We start from the raw sequence: 24,148 nt of genomic DNA, 5'->3' as shown, positions 1-24,148 counted from the left end.
CTTCCACTCCCTGGCGGTTCATTCGATTCGGTTGGCTCTTTCAACGCAGCACGCCCGCTTCCGACAACGTATTGATCTCATCGGAAGAAAGGCCGAGCAGCGTGCGAAATACATAGTCGTTATGCTCTCCAAGCCGTGGCGGCGGGCTGAGTTTTCCACGCCAGCCCGCTGCATCCTGCCAAGGCAGCGCGATACTGCGCGAGCCGTCGGAGAGCGTGGGGAAAAGCCCCCGTTCAACAAAATGCGGGTCCTCGATCACCTCGCCGATGTGCCTCGAACGCGCCGCCGGGATACCCCGGGACTGCAGCATTTCGAGTGCTTGCGAGACGTCCTGTTCGCGCGCCCACGCCGCCACAGTCGCATCTGTCTCAGCACGGTGCGCTGCACGATTCACATGCTCGGAAAATCGCGCGTCCGCCGCAAGGCCGGGTTGCTCCATCGCGTCGCACAGCGCGCGCCATTCCGTGTCGTTGCGCACGGAGAGCGCGAGCCACGCGTCGGCGCCCTTGCAGCGGAAACAGCCGGACGGCGCGGCGCTCGACTCGCACGCGCCGTTCGACGCGGGCTCGTCACTGTGCAGCGCTTCTCGAAAGAGCAGTTCCGGCAGAAGCGCAACCGTGCTTTCCAGCATCGAGAGATCGATATGCGCGCCTTCGCCCGTGCGCCGCCGGTGCCGCACAGCCGCGAGCACCGCGGCGCTTTCCCAAAGGGCCGTGATCGGATCGGTCCAGGCGGGCAAGATACCCATTGCCTCGACGCGCGTGTTCGGTGTGCCGACAACACTCGCCCGGCCGCTGTAGGCCTGCAGCAGCGAGCCATAGGCAAGCGCGTTGCGCTGCGGTCCCTCGCGCCCGGTGCCGGACGCGGAGACGAAGACAAGGTCCTCGCGAATCGCGCGCAGCGTGTCGTAGTCGAGGCCGAATTTCGCCAGCACGCCGTTCGAGAAATTTTCGACGACCATGTCGCTCGATGCCACCAGCCGCCTGACCAGCGCCGTGCCCTCGGGCCTGCTGAGATTGATCGTACAACTTAGCTTTCCCGCATTCACGACTGCCCACCACGGCGGCCGATGCACATGCTCAGGCCGCGTGGCGGACTCGATCTTGATGACCTCGGCGCCCATTGCGGCGAGCATCTTGGTTGTCATCGGGCCCGCCAGGACCCAGCTGAAATCGATCACGCGGATGCCGGACAATGCTTCTCGTCGCATTAAATGACTCCATCCTGCCGAAGGGTTTCGACTTCACCGCGAGTGAGCCCGAGGCGCTCCTCGAATACATGACGGTTGGCTTGTCCTAGCGTGGGGGCATTGACTCGCCGCGCCCGAGGCAGCTCAGCGCCGCCTGACGTGCGCAGCGCGAACGGCAGCCCCGGCATGCAAAGCGCCTCGGGCGATCCGTCGCTCCATCGGTCGAAAAATGCGCGCGCATGCAATTGCGCGTTGTCCAGCAGGTCTCGCGCGCCGCTCACCGGAAAGCACGCAACCCGCGCCGCCTGCGCGCGTTCGAACACGTCGGCCCGGCTGTGCCGGCGCGTCCACGCGGACATCTCCTCCTGCAGGATCAGCCAGTTCAGGTTGCGCGCTTCACGCCCGCCGCACAGCGACACGTCACGCGACCACGCCGGGTTGCCAAGCAGTTCGACCCAGCGTTCCCATTGATGCTGTTCACGCGGCGACACCATCACGAAGCCGTCATTGCACGGCAACAGCCAGATCAGCCCGCCGGCTACTTCGGTCCCCTGCAGTTCCTCGCGCACGCGGCTGAACGTGCGCTCTCCCCGTCCATAATCGGCGACCGGCTCGATCAGCAGATGCGCGATCACATCGGCTTGCGCACAGTCGATCATGCGTCCCGTCCCGTTCATCTGCGCGTCGAGCAAACCCCACAACGCGCCGTTTGCCGCAGCGACGCCGGTCGCGAGCGCCACTTCCCGGTCGGCGCACGCAACGGGCGCCTGCTCGCCGGGCGCATGCACGGGACGCGCCTGATGAAACGCGTAGCCAGCGTGATGGGTCAACGTGAAATCAGTCGTACTGGGCGCATTGTCCTGCGCCGCGCTCACGGCGCCGAACGGCGTCACCGACACCACCACGAGCGCCGGATTGATCCGCTGCAACGTGTCGATGTCTAGGCCAAGCGCGCGCAACCGTGGCTCGGACTGCGAAACGACGAAAAGATCCGTCGACTCCATGAGACGCCGCAACAGTTTCAATCCTGCTGGGCGGGCCGGATCAAGCGTCACGCTTTCCTTGCCATGATTCAGGTAGGCGAACAGCGCGCCGTCATCGCCATAGCGTGCGTCCGGCGCGAACGGACCGGATGCACGCAAGGGATCTCCTGCTCCCGGCTGTTCGAGTTTCAAAACCTCCGCGCCGAGATCGGCAAGCACGCGCACGCAAAACGCCGCCGACATTGAACGGGTCCATTCGAGCACGCGAACGCCAGCTAGAAGGTTCGCCTTTGCCTGGCCTCCGGCACGGTCGTCAATCGCGGGCTTCATGCGGGCTGCTCGAGCACGGCGGGATCGAACGGATACGGCACGGCCGGTCCACCGCGCAGCGGCAGCACCACTGAAGCCGCGCCCGGCGTGCTTTCAACACCGTCCTGATTGCGCAAGCCGATCTCGAGATGCACGACGCCGTACTGTCCGCGTTTTTCGCGGCCGGTCACGCGTCCCCAGGCCGTCAGGGTATCGCCGGGCACGTTCATGCCGCGGAACTGGAACGACAGCCGCCAGGGCCAGCCGCTTTCTCCAACCCAGTCAGTGAGCAACTGGAGCATCACATGCTGCTTCCACGAGCCGTTGACCATCACATCGGGCAACTTGTCGTGGCCGGTCGCATAGCGCCAGTCGTAATGGATACGATGCCAGTTCTCCATTGATGCGGACCAGCGCACGATGTGCGCGGTGCTCATCGGCCCTTTCACGACATGCGGGATTTCCGCGCCCGCCTCTACATCCTCGAAGTGCAACGCCGCCATCATGTTCCCCTGTTCAACGCATGATCTGCGTATTCGTGACCTTCAGGAGCTTCTCGCCCGCCTCGTTCACATACATTTCCTCGATGACCACGAACACCATTGGCCCGCTGCGTCCGTCACGCTGCACGATGTCCTTGTAGCGAGCCTGGCGCAGCACCTTTTCGCCTACTCGCGCGTAGCGGTAAAGCTCGTATTCGTAGCCGCCATTCAGGTCGCGTGGCAAGGGCACTTCCACGGCGGGCAAGCCGCTGAAACTGCGGCTCAGTCCGTCGAAATCAGGCTTGTTCATTTCGTCCAGCGGATCGGGCGTATGCGCCGCCCGCCGGAATGCGTGCACCGGAAATCCAGGCGGTGCGACAAGTCCCTGATAGCGGCTGGTTGCGGCCCACTGCTCGTCCCAGTAGCGCGGGGCGTCGTCCATCGTTGCTTGATGGAAACGCCGCACTTCGCTCGCCTCCACCGGATGCGTCGACTCAACCCATTCGGTCTGTGCGCCGATGATGTTCCTGACCTTTTCGGTGATGTATTCGTCGCTCACTCGTTCGTCTCCTCGATAAACCCAGCCGTGCTCCCGGTATGCACAGTGCCGCTTGACCCTGCCATTGAAGCACCAGCGAAGCCAGTCTAGTAAGCGCATGTGCCGCGCACAATACTTGATCGTTGAATCAACGTCTTCTCATGCGGATCGCGTTGATCTATCGTTCCTGCATGCCATGTTTGCAAGCCTGCACGCGATACTGAAATCAGCACTCCAACCCATTTTCCAGGGAGCTTCCTCAATGTCGAAAGCCGGATACAGCGCGTCCGCGCTCGCCGCCTATGCGGGGCAACTGCTTCGCGCCGCAGGACTCGAAGAGCGCCACGCAACCGTGGTGGCAGGCGTGCTCGTAGAGGGCGACCTGATGGGTCACGATACACACGGGCTTGCCCTGTTGCCGGGTTACATGGCGGCGCTCGAAGCCGGCACGATGGAAAAGACCGGTGCACCGCACGTCGTCTCCGATCGTCCGGCAGCGCTGCTGTGGGATGGCCGGCGGCTGCCAGGGCCGTCGCTCGTCATGCAGGGTATCGAAACGCTTGCGCCACGCGCGCGCGATTACGGCAATGCAACGCTCGTGATTCGCCGCAGCCACCACATAGCATGTCTCGCTGCATATCTGAGGCACGCCACCGATGCGGGCCTCGTCATCCTGTTGACGAGTTCCGACCCGAGCGTAAGAAGCGTCGCGCCGTTCGGCGGCACGCGCGCGCTTTTCACGCCGAACCCGATCGCACTCGGCATACCGACATCGTCCTCGCCGATCATGATCGATATCTCCGCGTCCGTGACAACCAACGCAATGACAAAACGGCTGCACGACCAGGGCGAACGTTTCGATGAACCGTGGATGCTGGACGCGGCAGGACATGCAACGAATGAACCCGGCGTATTGTTCACGGACCCTCCCGGCACGATCATGCCGCTCGGCGGCCTCGGCGCGGGCCACAAGGGATTCGGCCTGTCCGTTATGGTCGAGGCGCTGACGGGAGGACTGGCCGGGTTTGGGCGTGCCGATCCGGGCGAAGGCTGGGGCGCGACCGTATCCATCACGCTTTACGACCCGGAGGCGTTTGGCGGCATGGCGGCGTTTCAACGGCAGATGGACTGGCTCGCCGACGCCTGCCGTGCAAACCCGCCACGCGTGCCGGGTCAGCCGGTGAGGATGCCCGGCGACCGGGCCATCGCGCGGCGTCTTGCGCAACTCGCCGACGGCGTGCATTTGCAGGATGCGATCCACGCCCCGTTGGAAGCGTGCGGATCACGTTATGGAATCCCCTTTCCCGAGGTATGCCACGCGTAGCGGGTTCACTGACATCAACCGTCGAACGGTGAATCGGGATAACCCTCGATGTCGGTGTGAAGCGAAAGCAGCGCACCTGCCAAGGGTTGCCGTTCGAGTGCTTCGGCTGAGAGACGCCGGGTCGCCGTGGTAACGAAGAGCGTGCGCATGTCCGGTCCGCCAAAGCAGCAACAGGCCGGTTGCGTCACCGGTACAGGAAGGACGCGCTCAACGCTGCCGTCCGGCGCATAGCGCGTGACGACACTGCCGCCGTATTGTGCGCTCCACAGAAATCCATGCTTGTCTACCGTCGCTCCGTCGGGAATACCGGCGCCATCAGGCAGACGTGCAAAGAGTCGCCGATCACCCGGCTCGCCGGTGGCCTTGTCGAAGGGGAACGACCAGATGACGGGCTCGTTGCCGTCGGCAAAATACAGGGTCCCGCCATCCGGCGACCAGCACAGACTGTTCGGCACGGCTACGCCTTCGATCACGCGGGTAAGGCGTGCGCCATCGAAACGGTATAGCGCACCGACCGGGCCTCGCCCGACGTCGTCCATCGATCCGACCCAGAAGCGGCCCTGCCGGTCGCAACGGCCGTCGTTAAAGCGCATTTCGGGCTCGGCTGCGTGCGGCGCATCGATACGCTCGAGCGTGCCGGTCGCCGGGTCGAAGAAGGCAATGGCCGAACGCAGCGCGACGATAAGGCCGGGCTTGCGCGAACGCGGCGCAATGCAGCCAACCAGTTCGGGCATCGTCCAGCTCTGCACGTTGCCGTCTCGCCACCCGCGCCGCCGGATAAAATGGCCGCGAATATCGACCCAATAAAGCGCCTGCTCCGCCACCGACCAAAACGCGGACTCACCCAGGATGTCGCGAGTATCGCCGACACGCTCCCACGTGCCGCTCGTTTCTCCGTGGGCCGTCATCGTGCGATCTCCTCCAGCGCCCGCCCCGTGGTACGCGGACCGAAGCGGGCGACGGTCACCGCAATGATGCACATGGCGCCCCCAATGAACGCGAATACGCCGGGCTGGCCGAACTCGCGAAGAAAGAATGCGATGAAGAAGCCGACGAAGATCGAACTCAGGCGGCTCCATGAAAACACGAAGCCGACCGCACGGGCGCGCATCCATGTCGGGAACAGTTCGGACTGGTAAGCATGGACAATCGTCGACATCCAGTTGACGAGAAGCGTTTGCAGGCAACCCACGACAACGAGCCACGCCGGCACGCGAAGCATCGCAAACAGGCTGCCGACAATTGCGACCAGGATCACGCTGTGCACCAGTTGCCACTTCCGCTCGTACCTGTCGACGATCAGCATGACCAAAAGCGGCGCGATCGGATAGGTCAGCACAATAAGGAACGTGTATTCCAGGCTGCGCGTGACGAGAATTCCCTTGGCGATCAACAAGGTTGGAATCCAGCTTACGAACCCGTAATAGCCGATGGTCTGACAGAAGTTCACGACCATCAGCATGATTGTCCGGGCCCTGTAGACTGGGCCGAACATCTCGCCGATGCGCCCAGGTGCGTGCAACGTGAGCACCGACTCGAGAGGCGGCGGCAGCGGCTTGCCGTATTCCGTCTGCACCTTCTTTTCTATTGCACTGAGGATGCGGTCGGCCTCGACAAGCCGGCCCCGCTGCGCGAGCCATCTCGGCGATTCAGGCAAGCGACGCCGCAGAAACAGCACAAGCACAGCGCCTACCGATCCGAACAGGATGACCCAACGCCATCCCGCAAAGCCGAAGGGCGCGGTCGGCACGAGCATCCAGGCCATGAATGCAACCAGCGGAGCACTGACCTGCGCGAGGCCGTAGAACAACGCGAATGCCTTACCGCGGGCACCGCGAGGTGCAAGTTCCGAGAGATAGGTGTCGATGGTAATGAGTTCAACCCCTATCCCGATCCCGCCTATCAGCCGCCAGATTTCCAGCCCGGTCACCGTCCCCTGGAACGCCAGGATGAAGGTCGTGAGGCTGTACCAGATCATTGAACCGAGGAAGACGGCGCGCCGGCCAAAGCGGTCAGCAATGAAGCTGAACAGGATCGTGCCAATGAACAATCCAATAAACAGCGATGCGAGGAAGGCCGCGAGGCCTGACAAGTCGAAGAACGATGCGGTGGTGGAGGTGATGAGTTTGCTCTGGACGAGTCCCGGAGCGATGTAGCCAGTGAAGTAGATATCGTATTGTTCGAAGAGTCCGCCCAGTGCGATCAGGCAGAGCAGCGTCCACATGTGCCGCGTCATCGGCAATCTGTCGAGACGCGAGTTGATCGTGCTGGATATGACGTCCGAATCCGCGGATTCCATTGTCTCCTCCGTTTTTCAATCGTTGGTTATGTTTGTTTTTTTTATAGCCGCCGCGTGCGAGTCCCGGTCACGACCGGTCCGCCGCTGGAGGTTGCGGCTTACTCTAATGCGAGCTTCTTCGAGCCCACAATACTTGATCGTCGAATCAACATCCCGGCGTCAACTCCGGAGGCGGCCGATCGAGGCGTGTAAGGGGGCTTGGCCAGCGCAAGGATGCGCGCCATGGAACCAGAAGAGAAAGCGTGAATGACTAGGGCTTTACGCGGCCTTGCCGCTTCGCGCGGCCGCGGTAGCCGCGCCCGTTGTATGGTAGGCGTGCGACAGGTGCTGGCGCATGCGCTCGGCGGCGGCCGGCATGTCGTTGGCAAGGACAGCATCGATGATCTCGAGGTGCTCGCCGCACCACTCCTTGATCCGCTTGCGGTTCACGTAGCCCTGGAACTCCAGCAGCCGGCGCAGCCGGTTCTGCTGCTGCATTGACTGATGCATGAATACGTTGCCGCTGTATTCGGCCAGCATTTCGTGGAAGTTCGCATCGGTTTCAAAAACCTGCGTGGGCGTCACGCCGTTCAGGCCCAGTTGCGACGTCAGGAAGATATGTTCCCGCCTGCATCGTTCGAGCGCTGAACGATCCGGCGAAAACGTAGGCAACAGCAAGCCCGCCGGCTCGAGCGTCAGGCGGAAGTCGTAGCTGCTTTTCAAGGTCAGCGACGAATCCAGCGACGGCTGGAAACTCCAGCCGTGCCCCTTGTTGCGCACGATCAGGCCATCTTCCGACAGCCTGGACAGCGCCCGCGTCATGGTCACGCGATCCACCTCGTAACGCTGGGCAATGTCCGTCTGCGTAAGCGACGCGGGAATGACGCCCGCCAGCCTGTCAGTGACAAGCCGATCGTAAAGATCTTCGTCGCCGGACGTGGGCTGCGCGAGTTCGACCCGATGCAAACCGTCAGCGGGACGCGCCAAAAAAAATCCCTGGTTCTTCCGCGCTTCGATCACGCCCAGCGATTCGAGCAGCGTCATGGCTGCGCGAACCGGCGTGCGCGACACGCCAAGCAGATCCGCAAGCTGCTGCTCGCGTAAATGGTGACCCACGTCGAAGCGCGCTTCCTGAATCAATTCAAGAATCTGCTTCGCCAGCACATGGGCCCCTTTGCCCGCCCGTTTTGCCATCTTGCCGTTTCCTCCGATTGCACTGTAGAAGAATATCAAAAAATACAACTTTCCCCCACTCATCCGTATGAAATACCGGTCGGTGAACACACCGTACTCTCCGATCCTGGCATTTTTGCCCTTGACCAGATGATTTTGACTTTGTATAAATTGACACAACCCAGACAAACGGAGTTGCACAGATGTCATTTCACCTCCTCCTTGAGTACCTGAGCTCAAGCGCTTTTCTCCGCGGAGCGGGGCTGACCCTCGTGTTGACCGTAGTCTCGCTTGGCTTCGGCATGTTGATTGGCCTGCTGCTGGCGCTGCTCAACGGCGTGCCGAGCCGTATCGTCAAGACGTTCGTGTTCTTTTATTTGTGGCTGTTTCGCGGCACCCCCGTGCTGTTCCAGATCATCTTCATCTACAACGTGCTGCCCTCGTTCGGCATCCGTTTCAGCGCCTTTGTTTGCGCCGTGCTGGCGCTCTCGCTCAACGAAGGCGCGTTCATGTCGGAGATTTTCCGCTCCGGCCTGGACGCGGTGAAACGCGGTCAGCGCACCGCTGGCTTCGCGCTCGGCATGACCCGGGCAAAAGTGTTTCGCCATATCGTGCTGCCGCAGGCGCTGCGAGTGGTCCTGCCGCCCATCGGCAACCAGATGATCGGCATGCTCAAGCTCAGTGCGCTTGTCTCTGTCATTGCCGTTCAGGAACTGCTGCTCGTCGCGGATCAGGCCGCCAGCGCGAACTTCCGGTATCTCGAGGCGCTCACCGCCGCGGGCATCTATTACCTCGCGCTCACCACCTTGTTCATGGTGCTGCAAGGCTGGATGGAACGCGCGCTCGACAAAAGGCGCAATTCCGCCGCTCGCCGCATTTCGTTGACCGAGCGCCTTCTCGGCACCTCACAACCTCTCGTTCGCTAAAGGCCGCGGATGTCGTCCAAACCGCCCGGAGCTTCTCTGCCGCTGCTGAAGCTCAGCCGTATTGACAAGAGCTACGGCAACACACAAGTCCTCAAGCACTGTTCCATCGACGTTGCATCGAAGGAAACGATCGTGATCATCGGTCCATCCGGATCGGGCAAGTCCACATTGCTGCGCTGTATCAACCTGCTCGAAACGGTGGATGCCGGCAACATCTTCTTCGAAGGCCGCGATCTCACTCGCGAACGCAAGAGCGAGCATCTCGTGCGCCAGCAGATCGGCATGGTGTTCCAGAACTTCGAGCTGTTCTCGCATCTTTCCGCGATAGAAAACATCATGCTCGCGCCCATGACTGTGTCGGGCCTTTCGCGCAACGACGCTTATGTCCTCGCACTCGGCTTGTTGCGCAAGGTCCGCCTCGGCGAGCGCGCCGATCACTTTCCGGACCAGTTGTCGGGCGGCCAGCAGCAGCGCGTCGCCATTGCCCGCGCGCTTGCGATGAAGCCAAAGGTCATGCTCTACGACGAACCTACGTCCGCGCTCGATCCTGAAATGGTCAGCGAAGTGCTGGACGTGATGGCCGAACTGAGCGCGGAAGGCATGACAAGCGTCGTGGTCACGCACGAGATGGGCTTTGCCCGCCGCGCCGCCGACAAGATCGTTTTCATGGACGCCGGCGAAGTCATTCTCACCGAAACCAGCGAACAATTCTTCGGCGGCACCACGCATGAACGTGCGCGCCGCTTCCTCGACCAGATCGTGCATTGACCCGGAGCCTTTACCGCATGCTTTCGCAACCCGACCTGTCCCGCATGAAGCGGGATCTCGCCGCCCTTGTCGGCATCAATACTGAAAATCCGCCTGGCCGTGAACTCGAAGCCGCGCAACTCGTGCACAGGATGCTCGCGAGCGAGGGCTTTGATTTATCGCTGAGCGAATACAAGCCTGGCCGCGCGAACGTAATGGCGCGCCTCGCAAACGGTCCCGGCCCGACCTTCGCGTTCAACACGCACCTGGACGTGGTGCCCGCTGGCGACGGCTGGGTGTCCGATCCCTTCGTGCTGCGCGAAGCCGATAACCGCCTGTATGCACGCGGCTCATGCGACGCAAAAGGCCCGCTTGCCGCAATGATCGAAGCCATGCGCATGCTGGCGGCGAACCGCTCAAGCTGGTCCGGCACGTTGCTCGGCGTATTTACCGCCGATGAGGAAATCGCCAGCGAAGGCGCCAAGTTCTATGCGGCCAGCCGGCCGGAAGTGGATTTCGTCGTGGTCGGCGAACCGACATCGAACGCGACGTTTTCAGCGCACAAGGGCAGCTTGCGTCCGTTGGTCCGCGTGCATGGCGTGACCGCGCATTCGGGCACGCCGCATCTCGGCGACAACGCGATCTACCGCGCGGCGCAACTGCTCAAGCTGATCGAAGGGCATCACGAAAACGAAGTGCGCTGCCGCTGCCATCCATTGGTCGGCGCCGCGAGCCTGACGGTCACGCGCGCACTTGGCGGCCACGCGGATAACGTCGTGCCGGGCGCGTGCGACTTGCTGCTCGATCGCCGCATGGTGCCGGGCGAACTTGAGTCGGACGTGAAGCGCGAGATCGACCAGTTGCTGGAACTGGCGCGCGAACAGTTCGGCGTGCGCGCGGAAGTCATCGAATACCGCGCGACCACGGGCGGCGCTACCGAGACCGCGCTCGACTCGAAAATCGTGCAGGCAAGCCTCGCGGCATGCCGCGCACATGGCACGCTTGAGCCGGGTCCGTTCGGCTTCCAAGGCGGTTGTGATCTCGTGCATTTCCGTAGCGTAGGCGCGGCTGGCGTGGTGATCGGCCCGGGTACGCTGGAAGTGGCGCACAAGCCGGACGAGTTCGTGCCTATCGACGAATTTCTTGCTTCCAGCCTGATTTATCGCGATGTCGCGATTCAAATGATGCAAACGGGCGGCTGAGCGAAACGTGAAAGCCACCCTTCACCGCGCATCGCTTCATTATGGCGATGGACTCGTGCTGCATACGGCCTCATCGGGCAGCGTCGGTTATCTGGATGCGCTTTATCTGCGCCTGGTCAATGATGACAAGACCGGCGTGGGCGAAACGCGGATCAATATTGCGTACCTCAATGGCCTTGAAGCCGCGAACGTTCTGGACGATGCACGCTCGGCGCTGGCGCGTATCGACTGGACGCTCGGCGCGCAGGCGTTGCTCGAAGACGCCAGAGACTGGCGCATCAATCACTGCGCGCCGGTGCGCATGATGATCGACAGCGCGTTGTGCGATCTGCGCGCGCAGCAACTCGGCGTGAGCGTGGCGGCGTTGTTCAACGCGCACGCCGCCGGACCGCAGACATGGCGCTCGAACCAGACACTCTTCTGGTCATCGGACGAAACCATGCTTGCACGCGCCACCGGATATCTGGCGCGCGGGTTCAGTGAACTCAAACTGCGTGTGGGCATTGGCGCGTTCGAAGACGACCTGCGCCGCATCGACTTGTTACGCGAGCGTTTTGGACAGCGCGTGACGCTTTCCATCGATGCGAACGGTCAGTGGCAGAGCGCCGATTGTCCCGCGCGCTTCGACGCATTGGCCGAGCGCGGGATCGAGTACGTGGAGCAGCCTATTGCAGCAGGCGACTGGACCACGCTGCGCGCGCTCGCGCAATCCAGCCCGCTCACGCTGATGCTCGACGAAAGCCTGCAATCTCCAGCCGATATCGATGCATTGATCGCACTGTCCGGGTTGCCGGTGGCGGCGCATCTGAAACTCGTCAAGCTCGGCGGCATGACGGCCACAATCGACGCCGCGCGCAAGCTCACGGCGGCTGGCATTCCGCTGATGATCGGCCAGATGAACGAGGGCGCGGCGGCCACCGCAGCGGCGCTGCACGTCTCGATTGCGACCGCGCCACGTTGGGCCGAACTGTACGGCGCGGACGGCCTGCTCGACGACCCCGTGAGCGGACTCTCATATCAGGAAGGCAATGTTGGCGTTACGGGCCGTACCGGCCTCGGCGTCGCCTTCAACGCAAATCTTGCTCAACTTATCTAGGCATCACTTCCCAAAAAGGAACTCATCATGCAGGCAAGTCAAGGTCCCGCGCAGGGTTGCGAATCAGCGTTCCCGGCCGCCGAATATGCAGAGCGCGTCGCGCGCGCCCGCAAAGCGCTCGCGCGGTCGAACATCGATGCAATGATCGTCACGGGTCCAGAGAACATCTTCTATCTGACGGGACAGCAGACGCCCGGTTATTACACGTTTCAGGCGCTGATCCTGCCGGTCGCGGGCGAACCGGTGTTCGTCATCCGTCAGCTCGAATACTTCAACTTCATCGCCAATACGTATATTCCCGACGCCCAGATTTATAGCGATGGCGAGAATCCTATCGACGTGCTCGTGCGCGTGATCCAGCAGAAAGGGCTTGCGGGCAAGCGCATTGCCATCGACAAGCGCGGCTGGTTCCTGCCGATCACGGTATACGAAACGCTCACCGAAAAGCTCGGCAGCATTGCCGATGCAGCGGGCGTGGTCGAGCAACTGCGCGCGGTGAAGTCGGCGGCGGAGATCGGGAAGATTGCGATTGCAGCAGGCTACGTGGATGCAGGCATGCGCGCGGGACTCGCTGCCGTCAAGCCGGGCGCAACGGAAAACACGCTGGTCGCGGCCATGATGTCATCGGCCATCGCGGCAGGATCGGAATACGTGGGCATGGAACCGCTCGTCTCGGCGGGACCGCGCACCGGCGTGCCGCATGGCACGTGGCGGCGTCGCGCGCTCGAGAACAATGCGCCCGCGTTCCTCGAGATGGCGGCCTGCCATGACCGCTATCACGCCGCGCTCATGCGCTCGGCGTGGATTGGCGAAGTGCGCCAGGAAGCGCTCGACATGGAAAAGGTCTGCCAGGAAGCGTTGCAGGCTTCGCTCGATGCCATCAAGCCGGGTGCGCCGTGCGAGGCACCGCATCTGGCCTGCCAACGGGTCATCGACCGTGCGGGTTACACCGATAACTTCAAGAAGCGCACCGGCTATTCGGTTGGCATCTCGTTCGCGCCAGACTGGGGCGAAGGCGCGATCCTGAGCCTCTACACCGGCGTCATGACGCCGCTGCAGCCAGGCATGACGTTCCATATTCCGCCGGCATTGCGCATCTATGGCGAGTTTACGGTCGGCGTCAGCGAGACGGTCGTGGTCACGGAAAACGGATATCGCGTGCTGGGCACGGTCGAGCGTCCGTTGCTGCGGGTCGCAGCGTAAAGCGCGGGGTCCAGCGCAAAACAGCCACGGACACGAAGTCAACAAGCACGACCACAAACACGACACCACAGCACGAGGTCATCATGTCTTTCAAACAGCTCGCACCGCGCATGCAGCGCGTGCAGCCCTCGCCCACCGCCGTCATCTCGGACAAGGTCCGCCTCCTGCTCGCGAAGGGCAAGCCGGTCATCAACCTGGGCGAAGGCGAACTCCACTTCGATACACCCGCGCATATCAAGCAGGCAGGCATTGCCGCGATCGAGCGCGGTGACACCAAGTACACGGCAGTCTCCGGAACAGCGGAACTGCTTGCGGCCATCGCCGATAAATTCGCGCACGAGAACAGCATCCGGTATTCATCGCAGGAAGTGATCGCCGGGACCGGGGCGAAGCAGCTTATCTTCAACGCGCTGCTCGCGACCATTGCGCCGGAAGACGAGGTCCTGATCTGCGCGCCGTACTGGGTCTCTTATCCCGACATGGTCGCGATTGCCGATGGCCGCGTGCGCGTGTTGCCGACCACCGCCGCCGATGGCTGGAAGCTGCGCGCCAGCACACTGCGTGCAGCCATTACACCCAAGACCCGCTGGCTGATTCTGAACTCGCCGAACAATCCATCGGGCGCGGTGTATTCGCACGACGAACTCAAGGCGCTCACCGACGTGCTTCTGGACTTCGAGCACGTATTGCTGATGGCCGACGACATCTACGAGCACGTGCGCTACGGCGGCCGTTTCTACACGCCGGTACAAGTCGAGCCGCGCCTGCGCGAACGCACGCTGACGGTCAACGGTGTATCGAAGGGCTATTCGATGACCGGCTGGCGCATCGGATACGCGGGCGGCCCGTCGTGGCTGATTCGCGCCATGCAGACGCTGCAATCGCAGAGCACCTCCAATCCGAGCACGATCTCACAGGCCGCGGCGGTTGCGGCGCTGCGCGGCGGTACGGATTTCATGGCGGACTGGCTGAGCGCGCTCGCATTGAATCGCAGCGTGGTGCTGGAAATGATCGAGCGCTGTCCCGGCTTGCATTGCGCCGCGTCCGAAGGTGCGTTCTATGCGTTTGTGGACTGCTCGGGATTGATGGGTGCAACAACGCCCGATGGCGTGCGCATTGGCAGCGACCTGGATTTTGCCAATTACCTGCTGGATGCCGCGCATGTTGGCGTGGTGCATGGCGGCGCGTTTGGCGTTGAGAACCACGTTCGCATTGCCTACGCGGTGCCGGAATCGACGTTGCGCGATGCTTGCGAGCGAATCGAAAAGGCGTGTGCGGCGCTGGTTTTATCGACGGTGGAAACAAGCGGGCTTTGAGCGTTCGCGGACAGGATCGCGATGAAGATTCGGGGAGACCGCAATGCTGCATCTCATTGAAGACGAAGCCGGAACGCCCGCCCACTATGGCGCGCAAGCGGCGATCTTCGCCGCCGAAACGGGCGCGGTGTTCACGCATTTGCCTGTTCAGTTCGATGAAACCCGTTACGCCGATGCCCGCCAGCATGTCACCGTGGACGGGACGCTCGTCACAAGCGGTCTGCTCTGGAGCGAACGGCTCGGCGGCCAGCCGGTCCATGCGCCGGACAGCGTTGAAAACGTACTGATGTCCGCTGCTGCCGGCAATGTGGTCGTGCCCGTTGATCCGCGCATGGCGAACACGCTCACGGCACTTGCTGAAAGCAATAACGTTCCAGTGCGCCGCTACCGCGTGATCCGTGAGCGTGGGGTATCGAGTCTCGTGTCCGCCGATGGAACAACCATCACGCGCGCCCGGCAAGACGCGTTCGGCCGATGGAGCGCATTGACGCGCGTTTCGCAAGTCAGCGCCCACGGCGAAATCCGGATTGCGTTGATCGGCGACGAAAGCGACCAGCGCGACGTCTACCCGGCCACGCTCGCCGCACTCGCCGACGCAGCCGACGCGCACGCGCTGACATTGAACGTGCGCTTTGTCTCCACGCTTGGCCTTGACGACTCGACCGTCCCCGAAGCGCTTTCGGCTATCGATGGAATCGTCTTGCCCGGTGGCGCCGACATGCGGCGCGTGCCGGGGCAAATTGCGGCGGCGAAATATGCGTGGTTATCGGCGGTTCCGGCGGTCGGCCTATGCCTCGGCATGCAGTCCATGACGACTGCCCTTGCGCGGCTCGCCCTTGGCACCGACGATATCGACCTCGCGGAAACGGCATCGGGCGCAAGCCTGCCGAGCTTCGTGCCCATAGGTACAAATGAGGATAACGTACTGTTTCACCGGCTGGGACTTCAGCCTATAGCCCCGGCAGGCGTAAGCCGACTTAGCAAGATTCTCGGCGACGATCCGCGGATTCGCTGCAATCACCGCTACAAGCTGAACCCGGCGCTGATCGCCCCGCTTTCGCGGGTGGGCATTGAGGTTGCCGCGTGCGATGCAAGCGGCGAGATCGCAGACGCCATTGAAGCACGTGCCCATCCGTTTTTTATCGGCATGCAGGGGCATCCGGAACTGTCGTCGGCAAGCGGTGCGCCGCATCCGCTGTTGAGCGCGTTCGTGCGTGCGGCGCAGCGCGGCTGATCAATTCACAGAACCGCCTGTAATCGCCGATGCAAACAGCGCGGCGTCCACATTGCCGCCCGAAGCAATCACCAGCACGCGCTTGCCGCGCAGGGCGCTCGCGGCGGGGTCCGCCATCATCGCGGCCAGTGCAACCGCGCCGCCCGGTTCGACCACTACACGGAACGCCTCGAAACAGAAAGCCATCGCGCGCGCGACTGCCTGATCGTCCGCCACGAGCACGCCCGCCAGCCGCTGGCTGTTGATGGAAAACGGCAGCTCGGCCGGGATGGGTGCGAGCAGCGCGTCGCACATCGACACAGCGCCGGAGGGATTGCTTTCACGCATGCCCGACGCGAGCGAACGGCGGGTATCGTCGAAGGCCGCTGGTTCGGCGGCCCAGACCTGCGCGTCCGACTCCGCCGCTTCCACGGCAAGGCACGTCCCCGCCGATAACCCGCCGCCGCCGCACGGCACGACAATGGCGTCGAGTGCGTCGTGGCCGAGCCGCGCCAATGCTTCGAGCGCGACCGTCGCCTGCCCCGCGATCACATGATGATGGTCTCCGGGCGGCACCACGGCGAAGCGGCCTTGCGTCGCCAGTTCCGCCGCGACCTCTTCGCGGCTTTGGCGCTCGCGGTCGTATCGGACAATGCGGGCGCCCGCGAGCCGTGCCTTCTCGACCTTGTTCTCAGGCGCATTCGACGGCATGACGACCGTCGTTGGAATGCCCAGCATCCGGCCGACGGTCGCAATCGCCTGGCCGTGGTTGCCGGTCGAATAAGCCACCACGCCGTCCGGGCAAGCGGCGCGATCGAGCCGGGAGAGGCAGTTGTATGCGCCGCGAAACTTGAATGCTCCGGTATGCTGAAGACTTTCGAGCTTGACAAAAACCTGCGCACCCGTGATTTCATCGAGCAGATCGGAGCGCACGATCGGCGTCTCTATGGCGACGTCGCGCAGACGCGCGGCGGCGTCGAACACATCCTGCGTGACAGGAGTTTGATAGGACAACATGCTGATTACCTCGTTATATCGATTCAGGCCGATTCAAAACCGGTGCCGCAGGCCAACGGTGACGATTTCCTGCGTGCCGGTGCCGTCGATGCCATACGACGAAATGGTTGCCAGCGCCCGTTGCGTTCCGCCAGACGTGGTGCGCTGGGTGCCGGACGCGTGCTGGAACGCGCCGGTCAGATAGACGTCCGTGCGCTTGGACAACTGGTAGAAGCTGCCCGCGCTCACCACGTTGTAGCGCGCGGACGTGTCGCCGCTGGCCGCCGTCAGGATATAGCCGAGACCGAAACGCAAGCTTGGCGTGGCCCGATAAAATCCATACACGCGGCCGGTGTTGAAGCGTTCCGTGGTGCCGAAAGTGGACTCTCCGTCGCTGGTGTAGCGTGCATTGCTGTAGCCCGCGCCGAGCGTGAACGCGCCGAGTTGATATTGCGCAGCGGCCTGAGCAATGCCGAGCACATGCGCGCTCTGGTAAGCGGCGTTGATGGAGCCGCCTTCGAACAGCGCGTCGGTGGAACCGCTGGTCCATGCGGTCCGCTTGCCGGTGGCCGCGTTGGCATTGGTAGCTTGCATATAACCCGCGGCGAGTTTCAACGGCCCGTTGCTATAGGAAACCGCGCCGCTATAGGTATATCCCTGTCCCGTCGATCCAGCAACGCCGCCGAATGCATACAATGCTTCGAATTGCAGTCCTGAATAGATTGGACTCAAATATTTCACTGCATTCGATACGCGCGCGCTGAAGTCATTGTTGTCCACGTCGCCCGGCGTGGCGAACGGCACGCTGCCGAGCGTGCCGTCGGCTGTCAGCGGCTGCACGAGATCCACGACGGGATCGTACATGCGCCCCAGTTCGACCGTTCCCCAGCGGTCACTCGCGAGCCCGACGAAAGCTTGCCGGCCAAATTCACGGCCACCTTGCGCCAGTTTCCCTGTACCGATTGCAAAGCCTGACTCAAGCTGGAAAATCGCGCGAAGCCCGCCGCCGAGATCCTCGCTGCCTTTCAATCCCCAGCGGTTTCCCGATAGTCCGCCGCTCAACAGGCTGTACCGGTTTCCTGTGCTGGTCTTTATATAACTGAGGCCGGCGTCCACGATGCCGTACAACGTCACACTGCTTTGCGCCTGCGCGCTGGCCGAGAGGCTGACCAGTGCAGCCGCCATGCTGATTGATGCAGCTCGTTTCATCGTTTGCCTTTTATGGATTTTTAATCTGCGTGTGGTACGGCTTGATAATCAGGATGCCTTACGATGACGCGGCAGGCGTGCGCTCACCCGCACGCCGCCTGTCAGGCGCGGCGCGCCCTGTTCACATGGGCCGTTTGAAGTGATGCGCTAGTTGTTGAAAATCGAGACCGACTGCGGCAGCTTCCACTTATCGATCAGTTGCTTGTAGGTTCCGTCGGCGACGACCTTTGCCAACGCATCCTTGAGCGCGGCGGCCATGCCGGCGCTGCCCTTTGGCACGGCAAACCCAATTGTGGTTGTCTGCTCGAATTCGGGCCCGACTGCCAGATACGTGTTCGGCACCTCGGCAAGCAGCTTCACCGTACCCGGTGTGGAGTTGTAGATGGCGTCCGCGCGCCCCTGGTTCAGGCTCAACACCGAGTTCTGCGCGGTGGGCAGCGTCATGACGTTGGGTGCGGGCTTGCCGGCGGCGACACAGCGTTGAACGTCGGCGCGCGCATAGGTTTCCTCGATACCGCCGAGCGTCACGGCAATGTTCTTTCCGCAGATCGAGTCGTCGCGGCCGGTGATCTTCGCCGGGTTCGACGCCTGCACGATGATCCGGTCGCCAAGCCGCATATACGGCACGAAATCCACCTGTCCACTGCGCGCGGGCGTGATGTACATCGCGGAATTGATGATGTCGATACGGCCGCCCTGCAGCGCCGGGATCAGGCCGCTGAACTGCATGTTCTGCGGTGCGGGCGCGAGTTGCATCTGCTTGGCGACGGCGTTGATCAGGTCAATGTCGAAGCCCGTCAGCGTGCCGTTCTCGGTGAACTCGAACGGTGCGAACGTCGCCGCGACACCGTAGGTGAGATGTCCACTTTCAATGGTTTTCACGGGCGCCGCCGCGCGCGCCGGCGAGACAAGGGCAAACGAGACAGCCGCCGTGGCGAACAGCGCGCGTAGTGCAGTGCTTGATTTCATGGCAGTTCCAGATGAGAAGGGAAAATAACGTTTTGCTCTATTTGTACAAATTTATACAAAAGCAAAAAGTACGCGTCAAGCGCCAACTTCGCATTCGTTCGTAGAACAACATGATTCAGGCGTTTTTTATTATCCGCCTGCCTACACCGATTGTATTTTTATAGCATCAGGTACATGACCGGACCGTGCCGATGAAGACAATCGCTCGTGCTATCGCTTCAAGGGGGGCTGAAGCGCCTCCGCGAGAATCGACAGCAGGTTTGGCCGGTCGGGTTCCGCGCTAGCCAGCAATACGATCTCGCGCTCGTACGCGCCGCCCGGAATCTGCGTCACCCTGCAATCGCCGGCAAAACGCTCGATGCCCGCCCAGCGCGGCACGAGGCTCACGCCCACGCCGTCCGACACAAGCAGCGCGATTGCTTCGAGCGCGTCCAGATCGCACATGACCGTGGGTTCAAGGGCGCTATCCGCGAGATATTTTGCGGCGTAGCGGCCGCCCCATGCGTCGGGATCGTAGCGAATATATGGGCGGCGCTGCAGCAGCGAAGCCACGCTTGTGCGGGCTTTTGCATCGGCGATGAACACCAGCGGCTCGCGCCGCAGAAGGACGCATTGAATCGTTTTGGGGAGCGCGAATGGCGGCATGACAACAATGGCCGCATCCAGATCGCCCGCCTGCAACGCCTGAAACAAGGCACGCGAGGTGCCCGGCACGATCACGGGCCGGGCTTGCGGCGCGCGCTGGGTCAACGCGCGCAACGGGCCGGGAAGCATGCCTGTCAGCGCCGTCGAGATGGCGCCCACGCGCAGGAGCCCGCTCAGGCCGTCGAGGTCGGCGTCGCCGGGAAGCAGCGTGGCTTCCCGCACCAGGCGGCGCGCGCGCGGCATCAGCGCAACGCATGCCTGCGTGGGCCGCGCCGTGTAGCCATCGCGCGACAGCAACGCGATTCCAAGCTCCCGTTCGAGTGCCTGGATTCGCTGCCCGATTGCCGCGGCCGTCAGGTGCTCGGTGCGTGCCGCGTCGGCTATAGAGCCACAGTCGACGACCGCAATCAAGCTCTTCAGATATCGCGTCTCCAAAAGAAATCCTTTGGTTGATGAAAATAATCCATGCTATCTCTTTCGAAATAGCGATGCTAGGCTTTCCATCGTTCTCGTTCCGTCATGTAAACAGCGCCCATGCAAACCGCTTTCCATCTCGCCTATCACGTAACGAATCTCGATGAAGCGCGCGCGTTCTATGGCGCCCTCCTCGGCTGCGAAGAAGGACGCAGCACCGGCACCTGGGTAGATTTCGACTTTTTCGGCCATCAGATTTCGCTGCATCTTGGCGAGCCTTTCCCGGTGACCAACACGGGCAAGGTCGGAGAACACTGGGTGCCCATGCCTCATCTCGGCCTGGTAATGGACATGGTCGACTGGCGCTCGCTGGCGGGTCGTCTTGTCGACGCAAATATCGACTTCGTGATTCCACCGAGTTTGCGTTTTGCAGGCGAACCGGGCGAACAAGCCACCATGTTTTTTCGCGATCCAAGCGGCAACCCCATCGAAATAAAAGGCTTCGCGCAACTCGACAAGGTCTACGCGAAGTGAACGCACCCATTCCTTTTGTCGTCAATCCGGATTACCGGTTTGCCCGCGAGTGGCTCGCCGCGTTGCAACGCGAAATGCCGGGAGAACGGATTGTCCCGCTGAATGAACTCGACACGGCGGCAAAAGCCGAAAGCACCTTTGCGATTGTCATCAACCCGCTGCCCGAGGACATCCGGCAACTGCCGCGTCTTGCGTGGGTGCACAGCGTATGGGCCGGTGTCGAGCGGCTGGTGACCGATCTCGCGGATACGGACCTGAAGATCGTCAGGCTGGTCGATCCGCAGCTTGCCGACACCATGGCGGAAGCCGTGCTCGCGTGGACCATGTTCCTGCACCGCGACATGCCGCTCTATGCCGCGCAGCAGCGCGAGCATATATGGATGCCGCTGGAATACACGCGAGCGCAAGCAAAGACAATTGCCTTGCTTGGCTTGGGCGCGCTTGGCGAGGCCGCGGCGCGTCGACTGCTTGATGCGGGTTTCAATGTCTGCGGCTGGAGCAGGACGCGCAAAACGCTTGCGGGCGTGGAATGTTTTGCAGGTGAATCAGAATTGCCCGCAATGCTCGCGAAAGCCGACATTCTGATCTGCCTGCTGCCGCTCACTGCGGGCACGAACGATCTATTGAATGCAGAAACGCTCGGTCATGTTCCATCTGGCGCGTCGCTGATCAACTTCGCGCGCGGACCTATCATTTCCGATCACGCCCTTCGCGCATGCCTTGACAATGGCCATATCAAGCATGCGGTCCTCGACGTCTTCAGCGTGGAACCGTTGCCGCCCGATGCCTGGCAATGGGCGCATCCAGACGTCACTGTATTGCCGCATATCTCCGCGCCGACAGATTGCAGAACAGCATCGGCAATCATTGCGCAAAACATCAACCGATACCGCGAAACGGGCCAGATCCCCGAATCGGTCGATCGTGCACGGGGTTATTGACCTGACCTGACCTGAACTCAAACATCCTTCCACTGGCGATACGTCGCTGCCTGCCCACGATACACACCGTCATCGTCGATCAGGTTCCAGACCGTCACGTTCTCTATCCAGAAACGCCTTCCCGATTTCGCTATACGAAGTCCGCGATAGCCGCTCGCATATCCCCTGGTTCGCACCGATTCCAGCAGTGCGTCGCGCTCGTCGCGATTTGGATGCTCAGCCGACAGACGCGAACGCAACGCCGTCATTTCGCTCCATGAATATTCAAAGCATTCTTGCGCCGCGCGGTTTGCGTAGACAAAGCGCGGGTCCGCGTCGGTGTTGTGCGCAACCACGCAAAATGGCGCGTTTTCATAAAGCCATCGGGCGGCATCTTGCTGCAATTCGTCCGGATCGATCAACGGCTTGCCGACAACGCGTAGATGGCTATTTACAAGCAGCTTGCAGAAGTCGGGGTCAAGCGCTAAGGAAAGGTCTGGCGATGTCGTCATAAGTCAAAGTCCGGTTAAAGATCGTTTTTCACGCCGGCATTATTGCGCAACGCTCGCTGCAATGTCCGGATAGAACTGTTCCATGGCCTGCATGAACGTGGCGCGTGAAAACTGGCCCAGATGCGCCGATAACAAATGGCCTTGCGCATCGTAGAACAGCGTCGTTGGATATGCCCTCGCGGCGACGGCTTTCGCCACCGTAAGTTGCGGATCAAGGAACGCGTTCTTAATCCCGATGCCACGCGAGTGTAGATAAGCATCGACCACCTCCCGCGTTTCGCCTTGATTCACGAAAACGATTTCGATACCCCGAATATTCCTCTGCGCCTCTTCCAGAACCGGCATTTCCGCCTGGCACGGCGGGCACCATGTCGCCCAAAGATTCAGCACGACCGGGCGGCCATTGCCTTTCGAGAGCGGCTGTCGCACGCCTTCCATGTTTAGCAATGAAACAACCGGGATCGTTCCCGATGAACGGACAACGCCCATCGCAACGGTAGCGCCACCCCACACGAACGAGCCCGAAATGACCGCCGCCAACAAAGGCACGCGCATCGCGCGTCGACGCGCCGCGAAAAAAATCACCAGGCACGCTCCGGCCATCAGCCCCGGAACAGAATCGAATCCCTGGTCGCGGTAGTCGAGAATTTTCCACAAGTCGTCTTTGTACGCGGGCAAATAACGCCACGCGAATGACAATCGCGCCACGATCAGTGCAATGAAAACGCTCGTGAAAATCGCGCCATCCACATCCGTGTGGCCTTTGCGAAAAATCCATCCGGCGAGAAGTGCAACAACCACGCTGACAAGGAAAACAAGCGGTGCAATGGGCAAGGTGAAAAGACCGACGTTCATCTGAATGCTGCCTGCTGTTCTGGAAACGACTCAATGAAACGGTGCGGGGAGACCGGACCGGCTCGCATGTGCAAGGCGGCAGTCTACGCGAGCTTATTACCGGCTAATCCCTTGCGCTCGATCATTCACCGCGACGCAGGCGAGATATAGTATTGCCGGTTCAATTTTCATATTTGTTATGGATGACAAAACAATGACATCAGGCGCTTGCAGATTTTTCAATGTAGCCGCGCTATGCGTGCTCATGGCGTTGCCCGCGACGTCCTTGAACGCAGCGCCTTTGATAGTCGCTCATCGTGGCGGCACGGGCGACACGCCGGAAAACACGTTGCAGGCATTCCGTACGGCGCTCGATAACGGCGCCGACGCGCTCTGGATGACGGTTCAAGTGACCAAGGATGGTGTTCCTGTGCTTTATCGCCCGGGTGATCTTGATGCGCTGACTGAAGGGCATGGCCGTATCGACGACATCACGCTAAGCGACATTAAGAAGCTCAATGCGGGATATTCATTCGAAGTGAAGGACGCATCGGGACAAGTCACGTTCCCGTATCGCGGCAAGCCGCTGCGCATTCCCACGCTGAGCGAGGCGTTGCAAGCCGTGCCCTCCAATGTGCCCATCATGCTGGATATGAAACAAACGCCGGCAGCACCGCTCGTGGCTGCCGTTGCTCGCGTTCTAGACGACTCGAATGCATGGTCGCGGGTGCGCCTGTATTCCACCGATGCCGAAGCCATCCACTTGATAGCGTCCTACCCGAAGGCGCAAGTGTTTGAAACCCGCGACGCCACGCGCGACCGCCTGGTGGATTTATCGCTTGGAGGCGCATGCGAAAACCCGCCGCCCGCTGGAAGCTGGGTCGGCATCGAGTTGCATCGTCAGGTCGAGGTTATTGAACGCTTCACGCTCGGGACAGGCGTATCGAAAGTGGATGCACGATGGTGGACGCCCGCCGCCGTGAAATGCTTCAAGACAAACGGGGACGTGAAGATCGTCGCGTTCGGCGTGGATTCCGCCGAAGCCTACGCAAGCGCGGCAAGGCTCGGAATCGATGCTGTCATGACTGACTCGCCGCGCGCGATGCGTATGGAAAAGACGCCATCGCCATAACAAC

General features: G+C 61.8%; 24 protein-coding genes. 11 read left to right on the top strand and 13 right to left on the bottom strand.

Features of this window, described 5'->3' with window-relative positions:
* Positions 1-40 precede the first annotated feature (40 nt).
* From AWB64_RS25120 to AWB64_RS25105, 4 genes are read right to left on the bottom strand one after another with little or no spacing between them, the layout of a single operon-like run.
* Positions 41-1,210 carry a CaiB/BaiF CoA transferase family protein gene (locus AWB64_RS25120; RefSeq protein ID WP_060858147.1) on the bottom strand — a complete coding sequence of 390 codons (1,170 nt, stop codon included), beginning with the start codon at positions 1,208-1,210 and terminating at the stop codon, positions 41-43.
* Entirely contained in the window at positions 1,210-2,502 is a 1,293-nt protein-coding gene (locus AWB64_RS25115; RefSeq protein WP_075643347.1) for a CaiB/BaiF CoA transferase family protein, read from the bottom strand. Before AWB64_RS25115 ends, AWB64_RS25120 begins: the two co-directional genes overlap by 1 nt.
* Positions 2,499-2,987 carry a hotdog family protein gene (locus AWB64_RS25110; RefSeq protein WP_244164202.1) on the bottom strand — a complete coding sequence of 163 codons (489 nt, stop codon included), beginning with the start codon at positions 2,985-2,987 and terminating at the stop codon, positions 2,499-2,501. The genes AWB64_RS25115 and AWB64_RS25110 overlap by 4 nt, the downstream gene beginning before the upstream one ends.
* A gap of 10 nt (positions 2,988-2,997) precedes the next feature.
* The gene (locus AWB64_RS25105; protein WP_060858145.1) at positions 2,998-3,522 is read right to left on the bottom strand and encodes an FAS1-like dehydratase domain-containing protein; all 525 of its coding nucleotides are present in this window, start codon (positions 3,520-3,522) and stop codon (positions 2,998-3,000) included.
* 241 nt (positions 3,523-3,763) lie between these two features.
* On the opposite strand from AWB64_RS25105, the gene AWB64_RS25100 reads away from it, so the two are divergent.
* Positions 3,764-4,825, top strand: a complete 1,062-nt coding sequence (locus tag AWB64_RS25100) for an Ldh family oxidoreductase (RefSeq protein ID WP_060858144.1) — start codon at positions 3,764-3,766, stop codon at positions 4,823-4,825.
* Positions 4,826-4,839: 14 nt separating this feature from the next.
* On the opposite strand, the gene AWB64_RS25095 is transcribed toward AWB64_RS25100, so the two are convergent.
* The 3 genes from AWB64_RS25095 to AWB64_RS25085 all read right to left on the bottom strand — a co-directional run bounded on the left by AWB64_RS25095 (position 4,840) and on the right by AWB64_RS25085 (position 8,297).
* Positions 4,840-5,733, bottom strand: coding sequence for an SMP-30/gluconolactonase/LRE family protein (locus AWB64_RS25095; protein ID WP_060858143.1), 894 nt, complete (start codon positions 5,731-5,733; stop codon positions 4,840-4,842).
* Positions 5,730-7,124, bottom strand: a complete 1,395-nt coding sequence (locus tag AWB64_RS25090; protein ID WP_060858142.1) for an MFS transporter — start codon at positions 7,122-7,124, stop codon at positions 5,730-5,732. The genes AWB64_RS25095 and AWB64_RS25090 overlap by 4 nt, the downstream gene beginning before the upstream one ends.
* A 258-nt stretch (positions 7,125-7,382) precedes the next feature.
* Positions 7,383-8,297 (bottom strand): GntR family transcriptional regulator, encoded by a 915-nt coding sequence (locus AWB64_RS25085; RefSeq protein ID WP_060858141.1) that lies wholly within the window; start codon positions 8,295-8,297, stop codon positions 7,383-7,385.
* Positions 8,298-8,479: 182 nt separating this feature from the next.
* On the opposite strand from AWB64_RS25085, the gene AWB64_RS25080 reads away from it, so the two are divergent.
* From AWB64_RS25080 to AWB64_RS25050, 7 genes are all read left to right on the top strand, one after another.
* Positions 8,480-9,202, top strand: a complete 723-nt coding sequence (locus AWB64_RS25080; RefSeq protein ID WP_060858140.1) for an amino acid ABC transporter permease — start codon at positions 8,480-8,482, stop codon at positions 9,200-9,202.
* 9 nt (positions 9,203-9,211) lie between these two features.
* Positions 9,212-9,970 (top strand): amino acid ABC transporter ATP-binding protein, encoded by a 759-nt coding sequence (locus tag AWB64_RS25075; RefSeq protein WP_060858139.1) that lies wholly within the window; start codon positions 9,212-9,214, stop codon positions 9,968-9,970.
* A gap of 17 nt (positions 9,971-9,987) precedes the next feature.
* A complete protein-coding gene (locus tag AWB64_RS25070; RefSeq protein ID WP_060858138.1) occupies positions 9,988-11,151 on the top strand; it encodes a M20 family metallopeptidase in 1,164 nt (387 codons plus the stop codon).
* A gap of 7 nt (positions 11,152-11,158) precedes the next feature.
* Entirely contained in the window at positions 11,159-12,247 is a 1,089-nt protein-coding gene (locus AWB64_RS25065) for a mandelate racemase/muconate lactonizing enzyme family protein (protein WP_060858137.1), read from the top strand.
* 27 nt (positions 12,248-12,274) lie between these two features.
* On the top strand, positions 12,275-13,450 hold the full coding sequence (locus AWB64_RS25060) for a M24 family metallopeptidase (RefSeq protein ID WP_060858136.1): 1,176 nt from the start codon (positions 12,275-12,277) through the stop codon (positions 13,448-13,450).
* 83 nt (positions 13,451-13,533) lie between these two features.
* Positions 13,534-14,766 carry a pyridoxal phosphate-dependent aminotransferase gene (locus AWB64_RS25055; protein ID WP_060858135.1) on the top strand — a complete coding sequence of 411 codons (1,233 nt, stop codon included), beginning with the start codon at positions 13,534-13,536 and terminating at the stop codon, positions 14,764-14,766.
* A gap of 43 nt (positions 14,767-14,809) precedes the next feature.
* The gene (locus AWB64_RS25050; protein WP_060858134.1) at positions 14,810-16,000 is read left to right on the top strand and encodes a glutamine amidotransferase-related protein; all 1,191 of its coding nucleotides are present in this window, start codon (positions 14,810-14,812) and stop codon (positions 15,998-16,000) included.
* Here AWB64_RS25050 and AWB64_RS25045 read toward each other — a convergent pair whose 3' ends face one another.
* The 4 genes from AWB64_RS25045 to AWB64_RS25030 form a co-directional block, all read right to left on the bottom strand.
* Entirely contained in the window at positions 16,001-16,996 is a 996-nt protein-coding gene (locus AWB64_RS25045) for a threonine ammonia-lyase (protein ID WP_060858133.1), read from the bottom strand.
* A gap of 33 nt (positions 16,997-17,029) precedes the next feature.
* A complete protein-coding gene (locus AWB64_RS25040; protein WP_060858132.1) occupies positions 17,030-18,184 on the bottom strand; it encodes a porin in 1,155 nt (384 codons plus the stop codon).
* A 147-nt stretch (positions 18,185-18,331) separates the two neighbouring features.
* Complete coding sequence (locus tag AWB64_RS25035; protein WP_060858131.1) at positions 18,332-19,153, bottom strand: ABC transporter substrate-binding protein; 822 nt, start codon at positions 19,151-19,153, stop codon at positions 18,332-18,334.
* A 210-nt stretch (positions 19,154-19,363) separates the two neighbouring features.
* Positions 19,364-20,233: a LysR family transcriptional regulator gene (locus AWB64_RS25030; protein WP_060858130.1), complete on the bottom strand. Its 870-nt coding sequence runs from the start codon at positions 20,231-20,233 to the stop codon at positions 19,364-19,366.
* Between the two features lie 99 nt (positions 20,234-20,332).
* Here AWB64_RS25030 and AWB64_RS25025 point away from each other — a divergent pair, with 99 nt between their 5' ends.
* Positions 20,333-20,746 carry a VOC family protein gene (locus tag AWB64_RS25025; protein WP_060858129.1) on the top strand — a complete coding sequence of 138 codons (414 nt, stop codon included), beginning with the start codon at positions 20,333-20,335 and terminating at the stop codon, positions 20,744-20,746.
* The gene (locus tag AWB64_RS25020; RefSeq protein WP_060858128.1) at positions 20,743-21,687 is read left to right on the top strand and encodes a 2-hydroxyacid dehydrogenase; all 945 of its coding nucleotides are present in this window, start codon (positions 20,743-20,745) and stop codon (positions 21,685-21,687) included. Before AWB64_RS25025 ends, AWB64_RS25020 begins: the two co-directional genes overlap by 4 nt.
* 17 nt (positions 21,688-21,704) lie before the next feature.
* Here the strand turns inward: AWB64_RS25020 and AWB64_RS25015 are convergent, their stop codons facing one another.
* Both AWB64_RS25015 and AWB64_RS25010 read right to left on the bottom strand, forming a co-directional pair.
* Positions 21,705-22,178: an MEKHLA domain-containing protein gene (locus AWB64_RS25015; RefSeq protein WP_060858127.1), complete on the bottom strand. Its 474-nt coding sequence runs from the start codon at positions 22,176-22,178 to the stop codon at positions 21,705-21,707.
* A 39-nt stretch (positions 22,179-22,217) separates the two neighbouring features.
* Positions 22,218-23,033, bottom strand: a complete 816-nt coding sequence (locus tag AWB64_RS25010) for a TlpA family protein disulfide reductase (protein WP_060858126.1) — start codon at positions 23,031-23,033, stop codon at positions 22,218-22,220.
* Between the two features lie 193 nt (positions 23,034-23,226).
* Here AWB64_RS25010 and AWB64_RS25005 point away from each other — a divergent pair, with 193 nt between their 5' ends.
* Positions 23,227-24,144 (top strand): glycerophosphodiester phosphodiesterase family protein, encoded by a 918-nt coding sequence (locus AWB64_RS25005; RefSeq protein WP_060858125.1) that lies wholly within the window; start codon positions 23,227-23,229, stop codon positions 24,142-24,144.
* The last annotated feature ends 4 nt before the right edge of the window (positions 24,145-24,148 follow it).

Source organism: Caballeronia sordidicola (genome assembly GCF_001544455.2).
GTDB lineage: Bacteria > Pseudomonadota > Gammaproteobacteria > Burkholderiales > Burkholderiaceae > Caballeronia > Caballeronia sordidicola.
This window is presented reverse-complemented; position numbering and strand designations above follow the sequence as displayed.